The organism is Rhizorhabdus sp. P4_G5, assembly GCF_056401065.1.
In genome coordinates, this window is record NZ_JBFUKB010000007.1 from 66,204 (window position 1) to 84,091 (window position 17,888).

The 17,888-nt window shown below is 65.3% G+C and carries 18 protein-coding genes; all 18 read left to right on the plus strand.

Going from position 1 to position 17,888, the window contains the following annotated elements; translation table 11 throughout:
• Positions 1-173: 173 nt before the first annotated feature.
• Complete coding sequence (ndhC, locus tag AC1DQK_RS14105; protein WP_340316561.1) at positions 174-551, plus strand: NADH-quinone oxidoreductase subunit A; 378 nt, start codon at positions 174-176, stop codon at positions 549-551.
• Entirely contained in the window at positions 542-1,105 is a 564-nt protein-coding gene (locus AC1DQK_RS14110; protein WP_477871551.1) for a NuoB/complex I 20 kDa subunit family protein, read from the plus strand. Before ndhC ends, AC1DQK_RS14110 begins: the two co-directional genes overlap by 10 nt.
• A gap of 10 nt (positions 1,106-1,115) precedes the next feature.
• Entirely contained in the window at positions 1,116-1,892 is a 777-nt protein-coding gene (locus AC1DQK_RS14115; protein ID WP_477871553.1) for an NADH-quinone oxidoreductase subunit C, read from the plus strand.
• A gap of 118 nt (positions 1,893-2,010) precedes the next feature.
• Positions 2,011-3,267, plus strand: coding sequence for an NADH-quinone oxidoreductase subunit D (locus tag AC1DQK_RS14120; RefSeq protein WP_477871555.1), 1,257 nt, complete (start codon positions 2,011-2,013; stop codon positions 3,265-3,267).
• Positions 3,267-3,944 (plus strand): complex I 24 kDa subunit family protein, encoded by a 678-nt coding sequence (locus tag AC1DQK_RS14125; protein WP_477871557.1) that lies wholly within the window; start codon positions 3,267-3,269, stop codon positions 3,942-3,944. The genes AC1DQK_RS14120 and AC1DQK_RS14125 overlap by 1 nt, the downstream gene beginning before the upstream one ends.
• Positions 3,941-4,090 carry a hypothetical protein gene (locus AC1DQK_RS14130; RefSeq protein ID WP_477871559.1) on the plus strand — a complete coding sequence of 50 codons (150 nt, stop codon included), beginning with the start codon at positions 3,941-3,943 and terminating at the stop codon, positions 4,088-4,090. The genes AC1DQK_RS14125 and AC1DQK_RS14130 overlap by 4 nt, the downstream gene beginning before the upstream one ends.
• 120 nt (positions 4,091-4,210) lie before the next feature.
• Positions 4,211-5,503, plus strand: a complete 1,293-nt coding sequence (nuoF, locus tag AC1DQK_RS14135) for an NADH-quinone oxidoreductase subunit NuoF (protein WP_477871561.1) — start codon at positions 4,211-4,213, stop codon at positions 5,501-5,503.
• Positions 5,504-5,514: 11 nt separating this feature from the next.
• Positions 5,515-6,213 (plus strand): hypothetical protein, encoded by a 699-nt coding sequence (locus AC1DQK_RS14140; protein WP_477871563.1) that lies wholly within the window; start codon positions 5,515-5,517, stop codon positions 6,211-6,213.
• Complete coding sequence (nuoG, locus tag AC1DQK_RS14145) at positions 6,213-8,216, plus strand: NADH-quinone oxidoreductase subunit NuoG (RefSeq protein ID WP_477871565.1); 2,004 nt, start codon at positions 6,213-6,215, stop codon at positions 8,214-8,216. The genes AC1DQK_RS14140 and nuoG overlap by 1 nt, the downstream gene beginning before the upstream one ends.
• Positions 8,213-9,262: an NADH-quinone oxidoreductase subunit NuoH gene (gene nuoH / locus AC1DQK_RS14150; protein ID WP_477871567.1), complete on the plus strand. Its 1,050-nt coding sequence runs from the start codon at positions 8,213-8,215 to the stop codon at positions 9,260-9,262. Before nuoG ends, nuoH begins: the two co-directional genes overlap by 4 nt.
• Complete coding sequence (nuoI, locus tag AC1DQK_RS14155) at positions 9,262-9,747, plus strand: NADH-quinone oxidoreductase subunit NuoI (protein WP_477871569.1); 486 nt, start codon at positions 9,262-9,264, stop codon at positions 9,745-9,747. Before nuoH ends, nuoI begins: the two co-directional genes overlap by 1 nt.
• A gap of 154 nt (positions 9,748-9,901) precedes the next feature.
• The gene (locus AC1DQK_RS14160) at positions 9,902-10,513 is read left to right on the plus strand and encodes an NADH-quinone oxidoreductase subunit J (RefSeq protein WP_477871571.1); all 612 of its coding nucleotides are present in this window, start codon (positions 9,902-9,904) and stop codon (positions 10,511-10,513) included.
• Positions 10,514-10,640: 127 nt separating this feature from the next.
• Entirely contained in the window at positions 10,641-10,946 is a 306-nt protein-coding gene (nuoK, locus tag AC1DQK_RS14165) for an NADH-quinone oxidoreductase subunit NuoK (protein WP_012049195.1), read from the plus strand.
• A gap of 169 nt (positions 10,947-11,115) precedes the next feature.
• Positions 11,116-13,197, plus strand: coding sequence for an NADH-quinone oxidoreductase subunit L (gene nuoL, locus AC1DQK_RS14170; protein ID WP_477871573.1), 2,082 nt, complete (start codon positions 11,116-11,118; stop codon positions 13,195-13,197).
• A gap of 4 nt (positions 13,198-13,201) precedes the next feature.
• Positions 13,202-14,725: an NADH-quinone oxidoreductase subunit M gene (locus tag AC1DQK_RS14175; protein ID WP_477871575.1), complete on the plus strand. Its 1,524-nt coding sequence runs from the start codon at positions 13,202-13,204 to the stop codon at positions 14,723-14,725.
• A gap of 9 nt (positions 14,726-14,734) precedes the next feature.
• Positions 14,735-16,168 (plus strand): NADH-quinone oxidoreductase subunit NuoN, encoded by a 1,434-nt coding sequence (gene nuoN / locus AC1DQK_RS14180; protein ID WP_477871772.1) that lies wholly within the window; start codon positions 14,735-14,737, stop codon positions 16,166-16,168.
• A 185-nt stretch (positions 16,169-16,353) separates the two neighbouring features.
• On the plus strand, positions 16,354-17,013 hold the full coding sequence (locus AC1DQK_RS14185) for a biotin--[acetyl-CoA-carboxylase] ligase (protein WP_477871774.1): 660 nt from the start codon (positions 16,354-16,356) through the stop codon (positions 17,011-17,013).
• Positions 17,014-17,042: 29 nt separating this feature from the next.
• Positions 17,043-17,828: a type III pantothenate kinase gene (locus tag AC1DQK_RS14190; protein ID WP_477871577.1), complete on the plus strand. Its 786-nt coding sequence runs from the start codon at positions 17,043-17,045 to the stop codon at positions 17,826-17,828.
• The last annotated feature ends 60 nt before the right edge of the window (positions 17,829-17,888 follow it).

A 17,888-nucleotide genomic window follows, 5' to 3' on the forward strand; every position in this document is an offset into this window, starting at 1 on the left:
CGCTAATTTCGTCCTCCCAACCAAGGATGGAAGGACGAGGCAGATGGACGCCCGGGAAGCCCCGGCTGTTTGCGATTCATTCTCACCGGCGCGCCGTCTTGCTTAGCAGGTGCAGCGGGCCTAAACGTCCCGCGAAAGGCCGGATTCCCGGCCCGTTGCTCGGAGCTTCCTTCATGGCGACAGTCGCCGCCGGATATTTGCCGATCCTGCTGTTTCTGGGCGTGGCGCTCGTCCTGTCGAGCGCCTTCGTTTTCCTGCCGATGGCGGTTGGCCGGCTGACGGGCGCGCACAAGCCGAACCCGGAGAAGCTCACTGAATATGAATGCGGCTTTCCCGCCTTCGAGGACAGCCGCGCCCAGTTCGACGTGCGCTTCTATCTCATCGCCATCCTGTTCATCGTCTTCGATCTCGAAGCCGCCTTCCTGTATCCCTGGGCGGTATCGCTCGGCGGTATCGGGTTCGTCGGCTGGCTGTCGATGATGATCTTCCTGGTCGAGTTGCTGATCGGCTACATCTACGCGTGGAAGAAGGGAGCGCTGGAATGGGAGTGATCCTCGATCCGGCTCGGAATCCGCACCCGACCGAGAATTCCGACATCAGCGTCGCGCCCGACGCCGACTATTTCAAGGCGCTTCAATCGGAGGTCAGCGACAAGGGCTTCCTCGTCACCTCGACCGAGGAGCTGTTCCAGTGGGCGCGCACCGGCTCGCTGTGGTGGATGACCTTCGGCCTCGCCTGCTGCGCGGTCGAGATGATCCACGTCAACATGCCGCGCTACGATCTCGAGCGCTTCGGCGCCGCGCCGCGCGCTTCACCGCGCCAGTCGGACGTGATGATCGTCGCCGGCACGCTGTGCAACAAGATGGCCCCCGCGCTGCGGCGGGTCTATGATCAGATGTCCGAGCCCAAATATGTGATCTCGATGGGCAGCTGCGCCAATGGCGGCGGCTATTATCACTATAGCTATTCAGTGGTGCGCGGCTGCGACCGGATCGTGCCGGTCGACATCTATGTCCCCGGCTGCCCACCGACCGCCGAGGCGCTGCTCTATGGCATCATGCAGCTGCAGCGGAAGATCCGCCGGGTCGGGACGCTCGAACGGTGAGGGGTTAACGATGGCCACGTCTCTCACCTTTCCCCGTTTCGCGTCGAATGACGGGATCGTCGAAGCCGCCACCGCCGCGCTGGGCGACCGGCTGCTCGGCGTGCGCATCTGCGTCGGCGAGATCGCGCTGCATGTGCGCCGCGACAGCATCGTGGACGTGCTCCGCACCCTGCGCGACGAGCTCGAATATCAGCAGCTGATGGAGATCGCCGGGGTCGACTATCCGGATCGACCCGAGCGGTTCGAAGTGGTCTATTGCCTGCTCAGCCTGACGAAGAACCATCGCATCCGCGTCCATGTCAGCACCGACGCGGAGACGCCGGTTCCGTCGGTGACCGGACTGTGGCCGGTCGCCGGCTGGCTCGAACGCGAAGTGTTCGACATGTATGGCGTGCTGTTCGACGGCAATCCCGACCTGCGGCGCATCCTCACCGACTATGGCTTTCGCGGCCATCCGCAGCGCAAGGATTTCCCGCTGACCGGCTATGTCGAGCTGCGCTATTCCGAAGTCCACAAGCGCGTGGTCTATGAGCCGGTCAAGCTGGCCCAGGATTTCCGCAGCTTCGACTTCATGAGTCCCTGGGAAGGGGCCGACTATATCCTGCCGGGCGACGAGAAGGTGTCGCCGACCCAGCCGGGCGCGCCGACGCCAGCGCCCGCACCGGCCAGCCCCGCGCCCTCGCCGGTCGCCGCCACGCCGCCGCCGGGAACGCCGAAGACAACCGACAGCGTCGCGCAGACGGGCGAGGGCAAGGCCGATCCCAAGGGCGACGGGGCGAAGAAATGATGGTGAACTCCTCCTCCGTCATTCCAGCGCAAGCTGGAATCCCCCTTTTCTTCAATCTCAGCGAAGGCAATGAGATCCCAGCTTTCGCTGGGATGACGCATTGCGACGGGATGGCGGCATGACCGATCTCCGCGCCTATCCGGAAGCGGGCACCAACGTGCCGCCGTCGCAGGGCGTCACCGACGCGCCGGCCTCGCCTGACGTCCAGATCCAGAACTACACGATCAACTTCGGTCCCCAGCATCCGGCCGCGCACGGCGTGCTGCGGATGGTGATGGAGCTCGACGGCGAGATCGTCGAGCGGGTCGATCCGCATGTCGGGCTGCTGCATCGCGGCACCGAGAAGCTGATCGAGTACAAGACCTATCTCCAGGCACTGCCCTATTTCGACCGGCTCGACTATTGCTCGCCGCTGGCGATGGAGCACAGCTATGTGCTGGCGATCGAGAAGCTGCTCCAGCTCGAAGTGCCGTTGCGCGCGCAATATCTGCGGGTGCTGTTCGCCGAGCTGACCCGCATCTGCAACCACATGCTCAACCTGGGCTCGCACGTCATGGACGTCGGCGCGATGACGCCGAACCTGTGGCTGTTCGAAGTCCGCGAGGATTGCCTCAACTTCTTCGAGCGCGCGTCGGGCGCGCGCATGCACGCCGCCTGGTTTCGCCCCGGCGGCGTCCATCAGGATGTGCCGCTCAAGCTGCTGACCGACATGGCCGACTGGCTCGACACCCGCCTGCCGCGGCTGTTCGAGGACGCGATCAGCCTTGTCGCGGACAACCGCATCTTCAAGCAGCGCAATGTCGACATCGGCACGGTGAGCCGCGACGATGCGATCGCCTGGGGCTTCTCCGGCCCGATGATCCGCGCCGCCGGCATCCCGTGGGACATCCGCAAGAGCCAGCCCTACGACGTCTATGACCGGATGGACTTCGAGATTCCGGTCGGCACGCGCGGCGACTGCTATGATCGTTTCATGGTCCGGGTCGAAGAAGTGCGGCAGTCGGCGCGCATCATGAGGCAGTGCCTGACCGAGATGCCCGAAGGTCCGATCGCCAGCCTCGACCGCAAGGTGGTGCCGCCGAAGCGCGGCGAGATGAAGCGCTCGATGGAAGCGCTGATCCACCATTTCAAACTGTACACCGAGGGCTTCCACGTTCCCGCCGGCGACGTCTATGTCGCGACCGAGAGCCCGAAGGGCGAGTTCGGCGTCTATCTGGTCTCCGACGGCAGCAACAAACCCTATCGCTGCAAGATCCGCCCGACCGGCTTCAGCCATCTCCAGGCGATGGACTTCATGATGAAGGGCCACATGCTCGCCGACACCACCGCGGTGCTGTCCGCCATCGACATCGTGTTCGGGGAGGTCGACCGCTAATGTCTGACGCAGCCTATATCCCGGACGAGGCCGAGACGCGCGCGCGCTGGGGCGGGTTCGCCTGGACGGCCGAGAATGCCGAACAGGCGCAGAAAATCATCGCGCGCTATCCGCCGGGGCGGCAGCAGTCGGCGGTGATGCCGCTGCTCGATCTGGCGCAGCGCCAGGTTGGCGCGGAGACGCAGACCCAGGGCTGGCTGCCGATCCCGGTGATGGAATATATCGGCAAGCAGCTCGGCATGGCCTATATCCGCGTGCTCGAGGTCGCCAGCTTCTACACCATGTATAATCTGGCGCCGGTCGGCCGCTATCATGTTCAGGTGTGCGGGACGACGCCGTGCATGCTGCGCGGCTCGGACGACGTGCTCGACGCCTGTTATAAGAAGGGCCTGAAGAAGGGCTCGACCACCGCGGACGGGCTGTTCACCTTGACCGAGGTCGAGTGCCTGGGCGCCTGCGCCAACGCGCCGATGGTCCAGATCAACGACGATAATTACGAAGACCTGACCTTCGAGACGACGACGGCGATCCTCGAGGCGCTGGCCAAGGGCGAGCAGCCCAGGATCGGCCCCCAGATCGAGCGCAAGACGAGCTGCCCCGAGGGCGGCCCGACCACGCTCAAGGAGATGGTGTCCGAGAACCACGACTATCGTGGACGCTGGGGAACGCCGGCATGAGCGCGCTGATCTCGATCATCGTTACGATCATCGTGGCGGTCATCCTCATCAAGCTGACCTTCAAGCTGCTCGGCATCGCCATCGCGCTGGCGATCGGGGTGGCGGTGTACTTGATCGCGTCGAAGCTGTTCGGGAAATCGGCATGATGGCGGCTCCTAATTTCGTCATTTCAGCGAAAGCTGGAATCTCCGTTTCCCTCACCGCCAATCGAGGCAGTGGGATCCCAGCTTTCGCTGGGATGACGCATCTTGTTCAGGGCAGCCGTCATGCTTGACGACAAGGATCGCATCTTTACCAATCTCTACGGCTTCCAGCCGTGGAACCTCGAGGCCGCGCGCAAGCGGGGCGACTGGGACGACACCAGGGCGCTGATGGCGCGCGGGCAGGACCAGATCATCGAGGACATCAAGACCTCGGGCCTGCGCGGCCGCGGCGGCGCGGGCTTCCCGACCGGCATGAAGTGGAGCTTCATGCCCAAGGAGCCCAAGCCGGGCAAGCCGAGCTTCCTGGTGATCAACGCCGACGAATCCGAGCCCGGTTCGTGCAAGGATCGCGAGATCATCCGCCACGATCCGCACAAGCTGATCGAGGGCGCGCTGATCGCCGGCTTCGCGATGCGCGCGCGCGCAGCCTATATCTATATCCGCGGCGAATTCATCTACGAGGCGAAGGTCCTCTTCGCCGCCGTCGAGGAGGCTTATGCGGCCGGCCTGCTCGGCAAGAACGCTGCCGGATCGGGTTATGATTTCGACGTCTTCGTCCATCGCGGCGCGGGCGCCTATATCTGCGGCGAGGAAACCGCGCAGATCGAGAGCCTTGAAGGCAAGAAGGGCCAGCCCCGCCTCAAGCCGCCTTTCCCGGCCGGTGCCGGACTCTATGGCTGCCCTACCACGGTCAACAACGTCGAATCGATCGCGGTGGCGCCGACCATCCTGCGACGCGGCGCAGAATGGTTCGCGGGCATCGGCCGCGCGGGCAACCAGGGCACCAAGCTGTTCCAGATCTCGGGCCATGTGAACAAGCCCTGCGTGGTCGAGGAAGCGATGGGCATCTCGTTCGAGGAGCTGATCGACAAGCATGCCGGCGGAATCCGCGGCGGCTGGGACAATCTTCTCGCGGTGATCCCCGGTGGCTCCTCGGTGCCGCTCGTGCCGGCGGCGCAGATCAAGGACGCGCCGATGGACTTCGACGGGCTGAAGGCGCTCGGCTCGGGCCTCGGCACCGCCGCCGTCATCGTCATGGACAAGTCGACCGACATCGTCCGCGCGATCAGCCGTCTGTCCTATTTCTATAAGCATGAGAGCTGCGGCCAGTGCACGCCGTGCCGCGAGGGCACCGGCTGGATGTGGCGGGTGATGGAGCGGCTGCGCACCGGCGACGCGGCGGTCGAGGAGATCGACATGCTGCTCGACGTCACCAAGCAGGTCGAGGGCCACACTATCTGCGCCTTGGGCGACGCCGCGGCCTGGCCGATCCAGGGCCTGCTGCGCCACTTCCGCCCGGAGGTGGAGCGCCGGATCGCCGAGAAGAGCGGCGCCTTTGCGGAGGCGGCGGAGTGAAGGTGGGCCGTTTGAGTTTGGTGCTCGGAGCGCTCGCGATGCTTGGCGCAACGCCGGCGCTTGCCGAAAATGTGGCGCCCTCGAGGCTGAACAACAAGCGGGCCGAGTTGAAGCTTTACAACCTCATGTCGCCCGCCGATCGCGGCCGCGCTACGATGCTGGCCTTTTCCCAATGCCTGATACGCGACAATCTCCCCGCGGTGCGCAAGGCGGTTGCATTGTTCCCGGACAGTCCGGAGGCCGATAACCAACTTCGCAAGGTGGCCACCGATGAATGTCTGGTCGGTGAGATCGAAGGCGGTGGCGAAATCCGCTACAGCTTCCGCTTGGCGCGTGGCGCCCTGTTCCAGGCGCTGTATCTCAACAAATTCGCCAAGGCTGCGCCTGTGTTGCCCGCCGAACCGCTCGTCCTGGAGTCGGAAACCGTTGGGCAAGACCCCGAGGCTGCGCGCAACTATATCGGACTTCGCCGCTTCACCGAGTGCGTCGTTCGCACCGATCCGGCGGTGAGCCGCGCCATCCTGTTGCCGCCCGTCGGCAGCAAGGAGGAAGGCGAAGCTTATAAGCCGCTGGCGCCGCTGCTCGGCCCCTGCCTGCCGGAGGGCATGAAGATCAGTTTCAGCAAGTCGATCCTGGGTGGCTTGATCGCCGAAGTCATGTACCGGCTGTCGACCCAGGCCCCCTCCGCATCCGTCGCAGGAAAATACTGATGCCCAAGCTCACCGTAGACGGGATCGAGGTCGAAGTCCCCGCTGGCGCCACGGTGCTTCAGGCCTGCGAAGCCGCGGGCAAGGAGATACCACGCTTCTGCTATCATGAGCGGCTGTCGATCGCCGGCAATTGCCGGATGTGCCTGGTCGAGGTGAAGCCCGGCCCGCCCAAGCCGCAGGCGTCGTGCGCGCTGCCCGCCGCCGACAAGCAGGAGGTGTTCACCCAGACGCCGATGGTGAAGAAGGCGCGTGAGGGGGTGATGGAGTTCCTGCTCATCAACCACCCGCTCGATTGCCCGATCTGCGACCAGGGCGGCGAATGCGACCTGCAGGACCAGTCGATCGCCTATGGCAAGGGTGCGAGCCGCTTCCACGAGAACAAGCGCGCCGTCACCGACAAATATATGGGCCCGATCGTCAAGACGACGATGACCCGCTGCATCCAGTGCACCCGCTGCGTCCGCTTCGCCGAGGAGGTCTCCGGCATCGAGGAGATCGGCGCGATCTATCGCGGCGAGAATATGCAGATCACCTCCTATCTCGAGCAGGCGGTGACCAGCGAGCTTTCGGGCAATGTCGTCGACCTGTGCCCGGTCGGCGCGCTTACCAGCAAGCCCTATGCGTTCGAGGCGCGGCCGTGGGAGCTCAAGAAGACCCCCGGGATCGACGTGATGGACGCGGTCGGCACCAATGTCCGCTTCGACAGCCGCGGCCGGCAGGTGCTGCGCGTGCTGCCGCGGATCAACGAGGACGTGAACGAGGAATGGGCGTCGGACAAGACGCGCCACGCCATCGACGGCCTGGTCCGCCGCCGGCTCGACAAGCCCTATGTCCGCAAGGACGGCAAGCTGGTCGAGGCGAGCTGGCCCGAAGCCTTCGCCGCGATCAAGGCGGTCAAGGCAGGCTCGTCGGTCGCCGCGGTGGCCGGCGACCAGCTCGATTGCGAGACGATGTACGCCGCCAGGGCGCTGCTGGCGAAGATGGGCTCGACCTTGCTCGAAGGCCGCCAGACCGGCATGGACTATGATGTGTCGAACATCGCCGCGGTCAATTTCAACAGCACGATCGCGGGGATCGAGACGGCCGACGCGATCCTGATCGTCGGCTCGAACCTGCGCTGGGAAGCGCCGCTGATCAACACCCGCGTCCGCAAGGCGTTCAAGCGCGGGGCGAAGGTCTTCGCGGTCGGCGAGGAGGTGAACCTCACTTATCCGGCAACCTGGCTCGGCAATGACCTCGGCCTGCTCGGCAAGCTGCCCGGCGACGTCACCGATGCCTTCGCCGCTGCCCAGCGCCCGGCGCTGATTCTCGGCGGCGGCGGGCTCAAGGCCGGCGCCCAGGGCGCGACCTTGGCGCTGGCCGGCTCGCTCGGCCTGATCAAGCAGGGCTGGAACGGCTATAATGTCGTCCACCTCGCGGCCGCGCGCATGGGCGGGCTGATGCTCGGCTATGGCCAGCAGGGCGGCCTCGCCGACCTGGTCGCGGCGGCGCCCAAACTGCTGTTCCTGCTCGGTGCCGACGACGTCGATGCGGCGAAGTTCGGCAACAGCTTCAAGGTCTATATCGGCCATCATGGCGATGCCGGCGCGGCCGCCGCCGACGTGATCCTGCCGGGCGCGGCCTATACCGAGAAGGCCGGCACCTATGTGAACACCGAAGGCCGGGTCCAGCGCAGCGACCGCGCCGTCTTCCCGCCCGGCGATGCCCGTGAGGACTGGGCGATCCTGCGCGCGCTGAGTGACGTGCTCGGCCACAGGCTGCCGTTCGACAGCTTCGACGCCCTGCGCGCCGCGATGGCGGCCGAGGTTCCGGCGCTCGGCGCCGAGGGACTCGCCGACTATGCCTGGGCGCCGCCGTCGCTCGCCGCCGATGCGTCGGGACCGGTCGGCTATCCGATCAAGGATTTCTACCTGACCAACCCGATCGCCCGCGCCAGCGATACGATGCAGCGCTGCTCGGCCGAACTGCTCCACGGCGAAAGCTTCGCGGAGGCGGCGGAATGACCGCGCTGTTCCAGAGCTGGGGCCTGCCGTTCGAATGGGCGTGGTTCACCTCGACGATCGTCGGCATCCTGGTCATCGCGCTGCCGCTGATGCTCGCAGTGGCGATGATCATCTATGCCGATCGCAAGATCTGGGCGGCGATGGCGCTGCGGCGCGGGCCGAACGTCGTCGGCCCCTGGGGCCTGCTGCAGAGCTTCGCCGATGGCGCCAAGGTGTTCCTCCAGGAGACCATCATCCCGTCGGCCGCGAACAAGGGCCTGTTCCTACTCGCGCCGATCATCACCTTCACGGTGGCGCTGGTGGTGTGGGCGGTGATCCCCTTCTCGCCGGGCGTGGTGGTCGCCGACATCAATGTCGGCCTGCTCTATGTGCTCGCCGCCTCGTCGATCGGCGTCTATGGCGTGATCATCGCCGGCTGGGCCTCCAATTCCAAATATCCCTTCTATTCGGCGCTGCGCGCAGCCGCGCAGATGGTGTCCTATGAGGTATCGATCGGCTTCGTGCTGATCTCGGTGGTGCTGTGGACCGGCAGCTTCAACATGTCGGCGATCATCGAGGGCCAGCGCGCGCACATCTTCGGCTTCATCAACGGCTATGGCTTCAATCCGCTGCTGTTCCCGATGGCGGTGGTGTTCCTGATCTCGTCGATGGCGGAGACGGCGCGCGCGCCGTTCGACCTGACCGAGGCGGAGAGCGAGCTCGTCGCCGGCTACCAGACCGAATATTCGTCGATGGCGTTCGCGCTCTACTGGCTCGGCGAATATGCCAATGTCATCCTGATGTGCGGGCTCAATGCGATCCTGTTCTGGGGCGGCTGGCTGCCCCCGGTCGACTGGGCGCCGCTCTACATGGTGCCCGGGATCATCTGGTTCTTCGCCAAGCTGATGTTCTTCTTCTTCGTCTTTTCGTGGGTGAAGGCGACGGTGCCGCGCTACCGCTACGACCAGCTGATGCGGCTGGGCTGGAAAGTCTTCCTGCCGCTGTCGCTGTTCTGGGTCGTCCTGGTCTCGGGCTGGCTCGAAGTCACCCGCTACGGAGTCTTCTGATGAGCGTCTCGCACATCATCAAGTCGTTCACGCTCTGGGAGTTCGTGAAGGCGCACTGGCTGACCTTGAAATATTTCTTCAAGGCCAAGGCGACGATCAACTATCCCTATGAAAAGAACCCGCTCAGCCCGCGCTTCCGCGGCGAGCATGTGCTGCGCCGCTATCCCAATGGCGAGGAGCGCTGCATCGCGTGCAAGCTGTGCGAGGCGGTGTGCCCGGCGCAGGCGATCACGATCGAATCCGAACCGCGCGAGGACGGCTCCCGCCGCACCACGCGCTACGATATCGATATGACCAAGTGCATCTTCTGCGGCTTCTGCCAGGAAGCCTGCCCGGTCGATGCGATCGTCGAAGGCCCGAACTTCGAATATTCGACCGAGACGCGCGAGGAGCTGATCTACGACAAGGCCAAGCTGCTCGCGAACGGCGACCGCTGGGAACCGGCGATCGCGGCCAACCTTGCCGCCGATGCGCCGTACCGGTAATGGCCGCCATCGCTCCACTATCTCCGCTCATCCTGAGCAGGGGCCGAGCTTGCCGAGGACCCGTGTCGAAGGATCTCCTTCGATACGCCATCTCGCCAGGCTCAATGGCTACTCAGGACGAGCGGGTGGTTTTTAATTGGGATCTGACCGCCCGATGATCCAGACCATCGCCTTCTATCTGTTCGCCACGCTGGTGATCGCCTCCGCGACGCTCACCATCCTTGCGCGCAATCCGGTGCACAGCGTGCTGTGGCTGATCCTCGCCTTCTTCAACGCGGCCGGGCTGATGGTGCTCGTCGGTGCCGAGTTCATCGCGATGCTGCTCGTCATCGTCTATGTCGGCGCGGTCGCGGTGCTGTTCCTGTTCGTGGTGATGATGCTCGACATCGACTTTGCCGAGCTGCGCGCCGGCTTTGCGCAATATCTGCCGTTTGGCGTGCTGCTGGTGATCGTGCTCGCCGCGGAGATGATCTTCGCGGTCGGCGCGTGGAAGGCGGGCGGCATCGACATGGCGACGCGCATCGCGCCGACGCCGGCCGAAGTGCCGAACATCGAAGCGCTCGGCACCCTGATCTACACCCGCTACCTCTATATCTTCGAGGGCGCCGGGCTGGTGCTGCTGGTCGCGCTGATCGGCGCCATCGTCCTTACCCACCGGGTCCGTGGCGGTGTGAAGGCGCAGAATATCAGCGCCCAGAACATGCGCCGCCCCGAAGACGCAACCCGCAACGTCAAGCCGGCCATCGGCCAGGGGGTGGAGCTGTGAATTCTGTTGCCAGCGTCATCCTGAACTTGTTTCAGGATCCACCGCGCCACGGGAGTGCCCGGGAGGCTGCTGAGTGGATGCTGAAACAAGTTCAGCATGACGAGGTTTTTGGGGGAGTCGTCACACAATGATCGGCCTCCAGCATTATCTCGTCGTCTCGGCGATCCTGTTCGTCATGGGGGTGTTCGGCATCTTCCTGAACCGCAAAAACGTGATCATCATCCTGATGGCGATCGAGCTGATCCTGCTGTCGGTGAACATCAACCTGGTGGCCTTCTCGGCCTATCTGGGCGATCTCGTCGGCCAGGTGTTCGCGATGTTCGTGCTTACCGTGGCGGCCGGCGAGGCCGCGATCGGCCTTGCGATCCTCGTCATCTACTTCCGCGGCCGCGGCACGATCGCTGTCGACGACATCAACCGGATGAAGGGGTGATCACCGGCATGTCCGTTTCCGTCATGCCAGCGCAGGCTGGCATCTCGTGCGTCTCCAGCGCGCGCCACTCTCCCGAGATCCCAGCCTTCAGCCTTCGGCTGAAGTTTATCCTGAGCGCCTGCCTTGCAGGCAGTCGAAGGGCTGGGATGACGCGTGGGGGAATGCCCGCATGATAACTGCCATCGTCTTCCTGCCGTTGCTCGCGGCGATCGTCGCGGGCCTGGGCAACCGCATGCTCGGCAATGTCGTCGCCAAGACGATCACCACCGGCGCGCTGTTCGCGTCCTGCGCGATGAGCTGGCCGATCTTCATCGGCTTCCTCACCGGCAGCATGACGGCGGGCGTTCACCCGGTGCTCACCTTCATCCAGTCGGGCGACCTGTCGGTCGACTGGGCGCTGCGCGTCGACGCGCTGACCGCCGTGATGCTGGTGGTGGTGACGAGCGTCTCGAGCCTCGTCCATCTCTACAGCTGGGGCTATATGGCGGAGGACGACAGCCAGCCCCGCTTCTTCGCCTATCTGTCGCTGTTCACCTTCGCGATGCTGATGCTCGTCACCTCGGACAGCCTGGTGCAGATGTTCTTCGGCTGGGAAGGCGTCGGCCTCGCTTCCTATCTGCTGATCGGCTTCTGGTATCAGAAGCCGTCGGCCAACGCCGCCGCGATCAAGGCCTTCGTGGTCAACCGCGTCGGCGACTTCGGCTTCTCGCTCGGCATCTTCGGCACCTTCCTGGTGTTCGGCACCGTGTCGATCCCGGCGATCCTCGCCGCAGCCCCGGGCTATGCCGATGCCTCGATCGGCTTCCTCGGCTACCGCGTCGACCTGATGACCCTGCTCTGCCTGCTGCTGTTCGTCGGCGCGATGGGCAAGTCGGCGCAGCTCGGCCTGCACACCTGGCTGCCCGACGCCATGGAAGGCCCGACCCCGGTGTCGGCGCTGATCCATGCCGCGACAATGGTGACGGCCGGCGTGTTCATGGTCTGCCGCCTGTCGCCGATGTTCGAGGTCAGCCCGACCGCGATGCATGTCGTCACCTTCGTCGGCGCGGCCACGGCCTTCTTCGCCGCGACGGTCGGCACCACCCAGACCGACATCAAGCGCGTGATCGCCTATTCGACCTGCTCGCAGCTCGGCTACATGTTCATGGCGGCGGGCGTCGGCGCCTATGGCGCGGCGATGTTCCACCTGTTCACCCACGCCTTCTTCAAGGCGCTGCTGTTCCTCGGTGCCGGGTCGGTGATCCATGCGATGCACCATGAGCAGGACATGCGCTATTATGGCGGTCTGTGGCGGAAGATTCCGTGGACTTTCGCGGCGATGATGGCGGGTACGCTGGCGATTACCGGCGTCGGCGTGGCCGGCCTGTTCGGTTTCGCGGGCTTCTACTCGAAGGATGCGATCATCGAGGCGGCGTTCGCCAGCGGCTCATCGTCGGGCGGCATCGCCTTCGCGGTCGCCGTCTTCGCGGCGCTGCTGACCAGCTTCTATTCGTGGCGGCTCGTCTTCCTCACCTTCTTCGGCACGCCGCGCTGGGCGGGGTCCGAGCATATCCAGCATGCGGTGCACGACGCCCATGGCCATGGCCATCATCAGGGTCATGACCAGCAAGCCGATCCCGAAACCGAGGATGCGGGCCACGAGCCCTCCACCGACGAGGCTATCCACCACCACACGGTCGAGGGCGATGCCGGCTATCATCCGCATGAGAGCCCGGCGACGATGCTGATCCCGCTGGCGTTGCTGTCGCTCGGCGCGATCTTCGCCGGCTGGTCTTTCGCGCCCTTCTTCCTCGATCCAGAGCGCGGTGCGACCTTCTGGGCGGGCAGCGTCGCGTTCAACGAGCATCTGATGCACGCGATGCATGGCATCCCCGAACTCGCCAAGCTGTCGGCGACGATCGTGATGATCCTCGGCTTCCTGATCGCCTACTGGGCCTATATCGCCGACCGCACGATCCCGGCGCGCTTCACCGCGCAGTTTCGCGTGCTGTACGATTTCCTGCTTCACAAATGGTATTTCGACGAACTCTACCATGTGCTGTTCGTCGTCCCGGCCTTCTGGCTCGGTCGGGTGCTGTGGAAGAAGGGCGACCAGGGCACGATCGACCGCTTCGGTCCGAACGGCATCGCCGCCGTGGTGTCGGGCACCGGCGCGCTCGCGCGCCGCGCCCAGTCCGGATATCTCTATACATATGCGCTGGTGATGTTGCTCGGCCTCGCCGCCGCCGCGACCTGGGCGATGGTGGGCTGACGCAATGGATTTTCCGATCCTTTCCCTGATGATCGCGCTGCCGCTGCTGGCGGCGTTCGCCTGCCTGTTCGCGGGAGCGAAAGCGGCGCGCTGGATCGCGCTGATCGCGACGATGCTCGATCTGCTGCTCGGCATGATCTTGTGGACGCGCTACGAAGTCGGCGGGCCACAATGGCAGTTCACCGAACATGTCGCTTTGTTCGGGCGCTTCGCCTGGGCGCTCGGCATCGACGGCATCGCCCTGCTGCTGATCGTGCTGTCGGTGTTCCTGATGCCGATCTGCATCGCCGCGTCTTGGGATGCGATCGAGAAGCGCGTGCCCGAATATATGGCCGCCTTCCTGCTGATGGAAACGCTGATGATCGGCGTGTTCGCGGCGCAGGACCTATTCCTGTTCTACATCTTCTTCGAAGCCGGCCTGATCCCGATGTACCTGATCATCGGCATCTGGGGCGGCGCCGATCGGATCTACGCCAGCTACAAATTCTTCCTCTACACGCTGCTCGGCTCGGTGCTGATGCTGATCGCGATGCTGTGGATGGCGAACCAGGCGGACACCACCGACATCCCGACGCTGATGGCCTATGACTTCCCGGCCTCGGCGCAGACCTGGCTGTTCCTCGCCTTCTTCGCGTCGTTCGCGGTGAAGATGCCGATGTGGCCGGTCCACACCTGGCTGCCCGATGCGCACGTGCAGGCGCCGACCGCGGGCTCCGTGATCCTGGCGGGCGTGCTGCTGAAGATGGGCGGCTATGGCTTCGTCCGCTTCTCGCTGCCGATGTTCCCGGTCGCGAGCGCCGAGCTGATGTGGCTCGTGATGGGCCTGTCGATGGTCGCAGTGGTCGCCACGTCGCTGATTGCGCTGGTCCAGGAGGACATGAAGAAGCTGATCGCCTATTCGTCGGTCGCGCACATGGCGTTCGTCACGATCGGGCTGTTCGCGTTCAACCGGCAAGGCCTCGAAGGCGCGCTGATGGTGATGCTGGGCCACGGCCTTGTCTCCGGCGCGCTGTTCCTGTGCGTCGGCGTGATCTACGATCGGCTGCACACCCGCGAGATCAGCCGCTATGGCGGGCTTGCCAATAACATGCCGAAATATGCGCTGCTGTTCCTGCTGTTCACGATGGCGTCGGTCGGGCTGCCGGGTACCAGCAACTTCGTCGGCGAGTTCCTGGCGCTGGTCGGCGCCTATGAAATTTCGAGCTGGGTCGCCTTCGTCGCGACAACCGGCATCATCCTGGGCGCCGCCTATATGCTCTACCTCTACCGCCGCGTCGTCTATGGCGCGCTGACCAAGGCCGATGTCGCGGCGATGCCGGATCTGACCGCACGCGAACTGGCGATGCTGGTGCCGCTCGGCCTCGCCGTGCTGTGGATGGGCGTCTATCCGGAGAGCTTCCTCGCCCCGATGCGCAACGATGTCGGTGCGATCCTCGCCCGGCTCGCGCCGACTGCGCCGCACAGCGACGCCAAGGTCGCGATCGGCACCCCCCATCCTGCTGCCGCTGCGCATGCGGAGGCCCACTAGATGATCCCGATGACCGCCTCGCTCGCGCTCACACTGCCCGAACTGATCCTGTCGCTCGGCGCCATGGCGCTGCTGATGGTCGCGGCGTTCGGCGGCGACGGCCTGTCGCGCGCGATCGGCTGGGGCGCGGTCGCGCTGTTCGCCGCCGCCGGCTTCTCGCTGCTGGGACCCGCCGGCAATGGCGGACCGGGCTTCGACGGGATGTACATGGCCGACAGCTTCGCCGCCTTCGCCAAGCTGCTCATCTATATCGCCGCGGCCGTGTCGGTGATCATCGCCCCGGGCTTCTTCGGCCGCGCCGGGCAGCTGCGCGCCGAATATCCGATCCTGATCCTGCTCTCCGCGGTCGGCATGGGGATGATGGTGTCGGCCAGCGACATGCTGACCCTCTATGTCGGGCTCGAGCTGCAGTCGCTCTCGGCCTATGTGCTGGCCAGCTTCATGCGCCGCGACGGGCGCTCGGCCGAGGCGGGCCTCAAATATTTCGTGCTCGGCGCGCTGGCGAGCGGCATCCTGCTCTACGGCATCTCGCTGCTCTACGGCTTCACCGGCACCACGCTGTTCGCCGGCATCTCGGACTCGCTGGCCAAAGGCATGACGGTCGGCCAGGCCTTCGGCATGGTGTTCGTGTTCGCCGGCCTCGCCTTCAAGATCTCGGCGGTGCCGTTCCACATGTGGACGCCCGATGTCTATGAAGGCGCGCCGACGCCGGTCACCGCTTTCTTCGCCTCGGCTCCCAAGGTCGCGGGCATGGCGCTGCTGATGCGGGTCGCGGTCGAGGCGATGGGATCGGGCACCGACAGCTGGCGGCAGATCGTGATCTTCTCGGCGCTGGCATCGACGATCCTTGGTGGTGTCGCGGCGATCGGGCAGAGCAACTTCAAGCGGCTGCTCGCCTATTCGTCGATCAACAATGTCGGCTTCGCGCTGTTCGGCCTCGCGGCCGGCACCGCCGACGGCGTCGCCGCGACGATGACCTATATGGCGGTCTATGTCGCGATGACGCTCGGCAGCTTCATCTGCGTGCTGCAGATGCGCGCACCCGATGGTGAACCGATCGAGACGATCGCCAGCCTGTCGGGCCTGTCGCGCTCGCGCCCCGGTCTCGCCGCGGCGCTCGCGATCTTCATGTTCAGCCTCGCCGGCATCCCGCCGCTGTTCGGATTCTGGCCGAAATTCCTGGTGTTCGACGCGCTGGTGCGGGCCGGCTTCTGGCCGCTGGCGATGATCGGCATCGCCACTTCGGTGATCGGCGCCTTCTATTATCTCAAGATCGTCAAGACGATGTACTTCGATGATCCCGCGGCGGACTATGCGCCTTCGGCGTCGAAGATCGAAGGCGGGCTGATCGTCCTGTCCGCGCTGGCGGTCTCGCCGCTCGGCTATTTGGCGATCCCGCTGCTCGACGCCACCAGCATGGCGGCGGCGCGATCGCTGTTCTGAGCATGCCCGCGAGCGGCTCCGCTTTCCTTGAGCGAAGTCGAAGGGCACCTCCGAACGAATGTGGGGGCTCCTCGCTGTTCGCTCGGATCGGGTTCTCGACTTCGCTCGAACCAGACGGATAAGGGGCGGCTGTGAGCAACCCCTTGATCCGCCACGTCGCCGTCACCGCCTCGACCAATGACGACATGGCCGCGCTTGCTCGCGATGGCGTGCCCGAGGGGGCGTGGCTGCGCGCCGACAGCCAGCAAGGCGGGCGCGGGCGGCAAGGGCGGCACTGGGTCTCGCCGCCTGGCAATCTTTATGCGAGCACGCTGGTGCGGCGCATGGCCGGCGATCCGTCCGCTCCGACGCTGGCGCTGGTCGCGGCGGTGGCACTCGATGCGCTGCTGCAGGGCTGGCTCGGCGCGGACAGGCTGATGATCAAATGGCCGAACGACCTGCTTGCCGATGGGGCCAAGATCTCCGGCATATTGCTCGAAGGCGTCGACGACGCCGTGGTCGTTGGCATCGGCGTCAACCTCGCCCATCACCCCGAGGCCGTCGATCGCCCGGCGACCAGCCTGGCGGCGCTGGGGCTGTCCGCCCCCGACCCGGGCGACTTCGTCGCCGATCTGGCGGCGAGTTTCGCCGGCTGGCTGGCGCGCTGGCGCAACGAGGGCCTGGGCGTGGTGCTTGCGCGCTGGCACGCCCGTGCCCACCCGCCGGGAACCGCGCTCAGCGTCCGCTCGCTGGAAGGCACGCTCGACGGCCTCTATGACGGGCTCGAAGGTGACGGAGCCCTTCGCCTGAGGGCTGCCGACGGCCGACTCCATGTAGTGCACGCAGGCGACATTTTCCTGCTATAGCGCGCGCCGAACAGGGGATTCGACCGACTATGTTGCTTGCGATCGACGCGGGGAATACCAATATCGTGTTCGCGCTGCTCGATGCAGACGGCGCGATCAAGGCGCGCTGGCGGATTGCCACCGACGCGCGCCGCACCGCGGACGAATATGCGGTCTGGCTTCACCAGCTGCTGAGCCTCGAAGGCTATGAACGGTCGGCGATCACAGCGGTCATCATCGCGACGGTGGTGCCGCGGGCGCTGCACAATCTGGAGGTGCTCGCGTCCAAATATTTCGGCGTCGATGCGTTGGTTGCGGGTCGTGCGCCGGTCGAGTGGGGGATCGTCCTGGACGTGGACGAGCCGCAGAGCGTCGGCGCGGACCGGGTCGTCAACGTGATCGCGGCGCACAAGCTCTATCAGGACGACCTGATCGTGATCGACTTCGGGACGGCGACGACCTTCGACCTGGTCGATTATTCGGGCGCCTATAAGGGCGGGATCATTGCGCCCGGCATCAACCTGTCGCTCGATGCGCTGGTCGCGGCCGCCGCGAAGCTGCCGCGCATCGCGATCGAAGCGCCGGCCAGCAGCAGCGTGATCGGCCGCACCACGCAGGACCAGATGCAGATCGGCATCTATTTCGGCTATGTCGCGATGATCGAAGGGCTGGTCGCCCGCATCAAGAGCGAAGTGGGCCGCCCGGCCAAGGTTGTCGCCACCGGCGGCCTGGCCACCCTGTTCGAACGCCACAGCAGCGTGTTCGACAGCATCGAGTCCGACCTGACGATCCAGGGCCTCGGCATATTATACGCTCGGCAGGGCGACAGGAAATAGCAGCATTGGCTTTACCGCGGTTTTCGGTCGGCAGACGTCCGTCTGCCGGAACCGCCTGAT

What these genes read in the sequence shown, in the direction of transcription:
- nuoH (WP_477871567.1), top strand. Translation starts at nt 8,213, where the DNA reads ATGACCGCGCTGTTCCAGAGCTGGGGCCTGCCGTTCGAATGGGCGTGG.
- AC1DQK_RS14160 (WP_477871571.1), top strand. Translation starts at nt 9,902, where the DNA reads ATGATCCAGACCATCGCCTTCTATCTGTTCGCCACGCTGGTGATCGCC.
- nuoK (WP_012049195.1), top strand. Translation starts at nt 10,641, where the DNA reads ATGATCGGCCTCCAGCATTATCTCGTCGTCTCGGCGATCCTGTTCGTC.
- AC1DQK_RS14185 (WP_477871774.1), top strand. Translation starts at nt 16,354, where the DNA reads ATGGCCGCGCTTGCTCGCGATGGCGTGCCCGAGGGGGCGTGGCTGCGC.
- AC1DQK_RS14175 (WP_477871575.1), top strand. Translation starts at nt 13,202, where the DNA reads ATGGATTTTCCGATCCTTTCCCTGATGATCGCGCTGCCGCTGCTGGCG.
- nuoN (WP_477871772.1), top strand. Translation starts at nt 14,735, where the DNA reads ATGACCGCCTCGCTCGCGCTCACACTGCCCGAACTGATCCTGTCGCTC.
- AC1DQK_RS14115 (WP_477871553.1), top strand. Translation starts at nt 1,116, where the DNA reads ATGGCCACGTCTCTCACCTTTCCCCGTTTCGCGTCGAATGACGGGATC.
- AC1DQK_RS14190 (WP_477871577.1), top strand. Translation starts at nt 17,043, where the DNA reads ATGTTGCTTGCGATCGACGCGGGGAATACCAATATCGTGTTCGCGCTG.
- AC1DQK_RS14120 (WP_477871555.1), top strand. Translation starts at nt 2,011, where the DNA reads ATGACCGATCTCCGCGCCTATCCGGAAGCGGGCACCAACGTGCCGCCG.
- ndhC (WP_340316561.1), top strand. Translation starts at nt 174, where the DNA reads ATGGCGACAGTCGCCGCCGGATATTTGCCGATCCTGCTGTTTCTGGGC.
- nuoG (WP_477871565.1), top strand. Translation starts at nt 6,213, where the DNA reads ATGCCCAAGCTCACCGTAGACGGGATCGAGGTCGAAGTCCCCGCTGGC.
- AC1DQK_RS14130 (WP_477871559.1), top strand. Translation starts at nt 3,941, where the DNA reads ATGAGCGCGCTGATCTCGATCATCGTTACGATCATCGTGGCGGTCATC.
- AC1DQK_RS14110 (WP_477871551.1), top strand. Translation starts at nt 542, where the DNA reads ATGGGAGTGATCCTCGATCCGGCTCGGAATCCGCACCCGACCGAGAAT.
- nuoI (WP_477871569.1), top strand. Translation starts at nt 9,262, where the DNA reads ATGAGCGTCTCGCACATCATCAAGTCGTTCACGCTCTGGGAGTTCGTG.
- AC1DQK_RS14125 (WP_477871557.1), top strand. Translation starts at nt 3,267, where the DNA reads ATGTCTGACGCAGCCTATATCCCGGACGAGGCCGAGACGCGCGCGCGC.
- nuoL (WP_477871573.1), top strand. Translation starts at nt 11,116, where the DNA reads ATGATAACTGCCATCGTCTTCCTGCCGTTGCTCGCGGCGATCGTCGCG.
- nuoF (WP_477871561.1), top strand. Translation starts at nt 4,211, where the DNA reads ATGCTTGACGACAAGGATCGCATCTTTACCAATCTCTACGGCTTCCAG.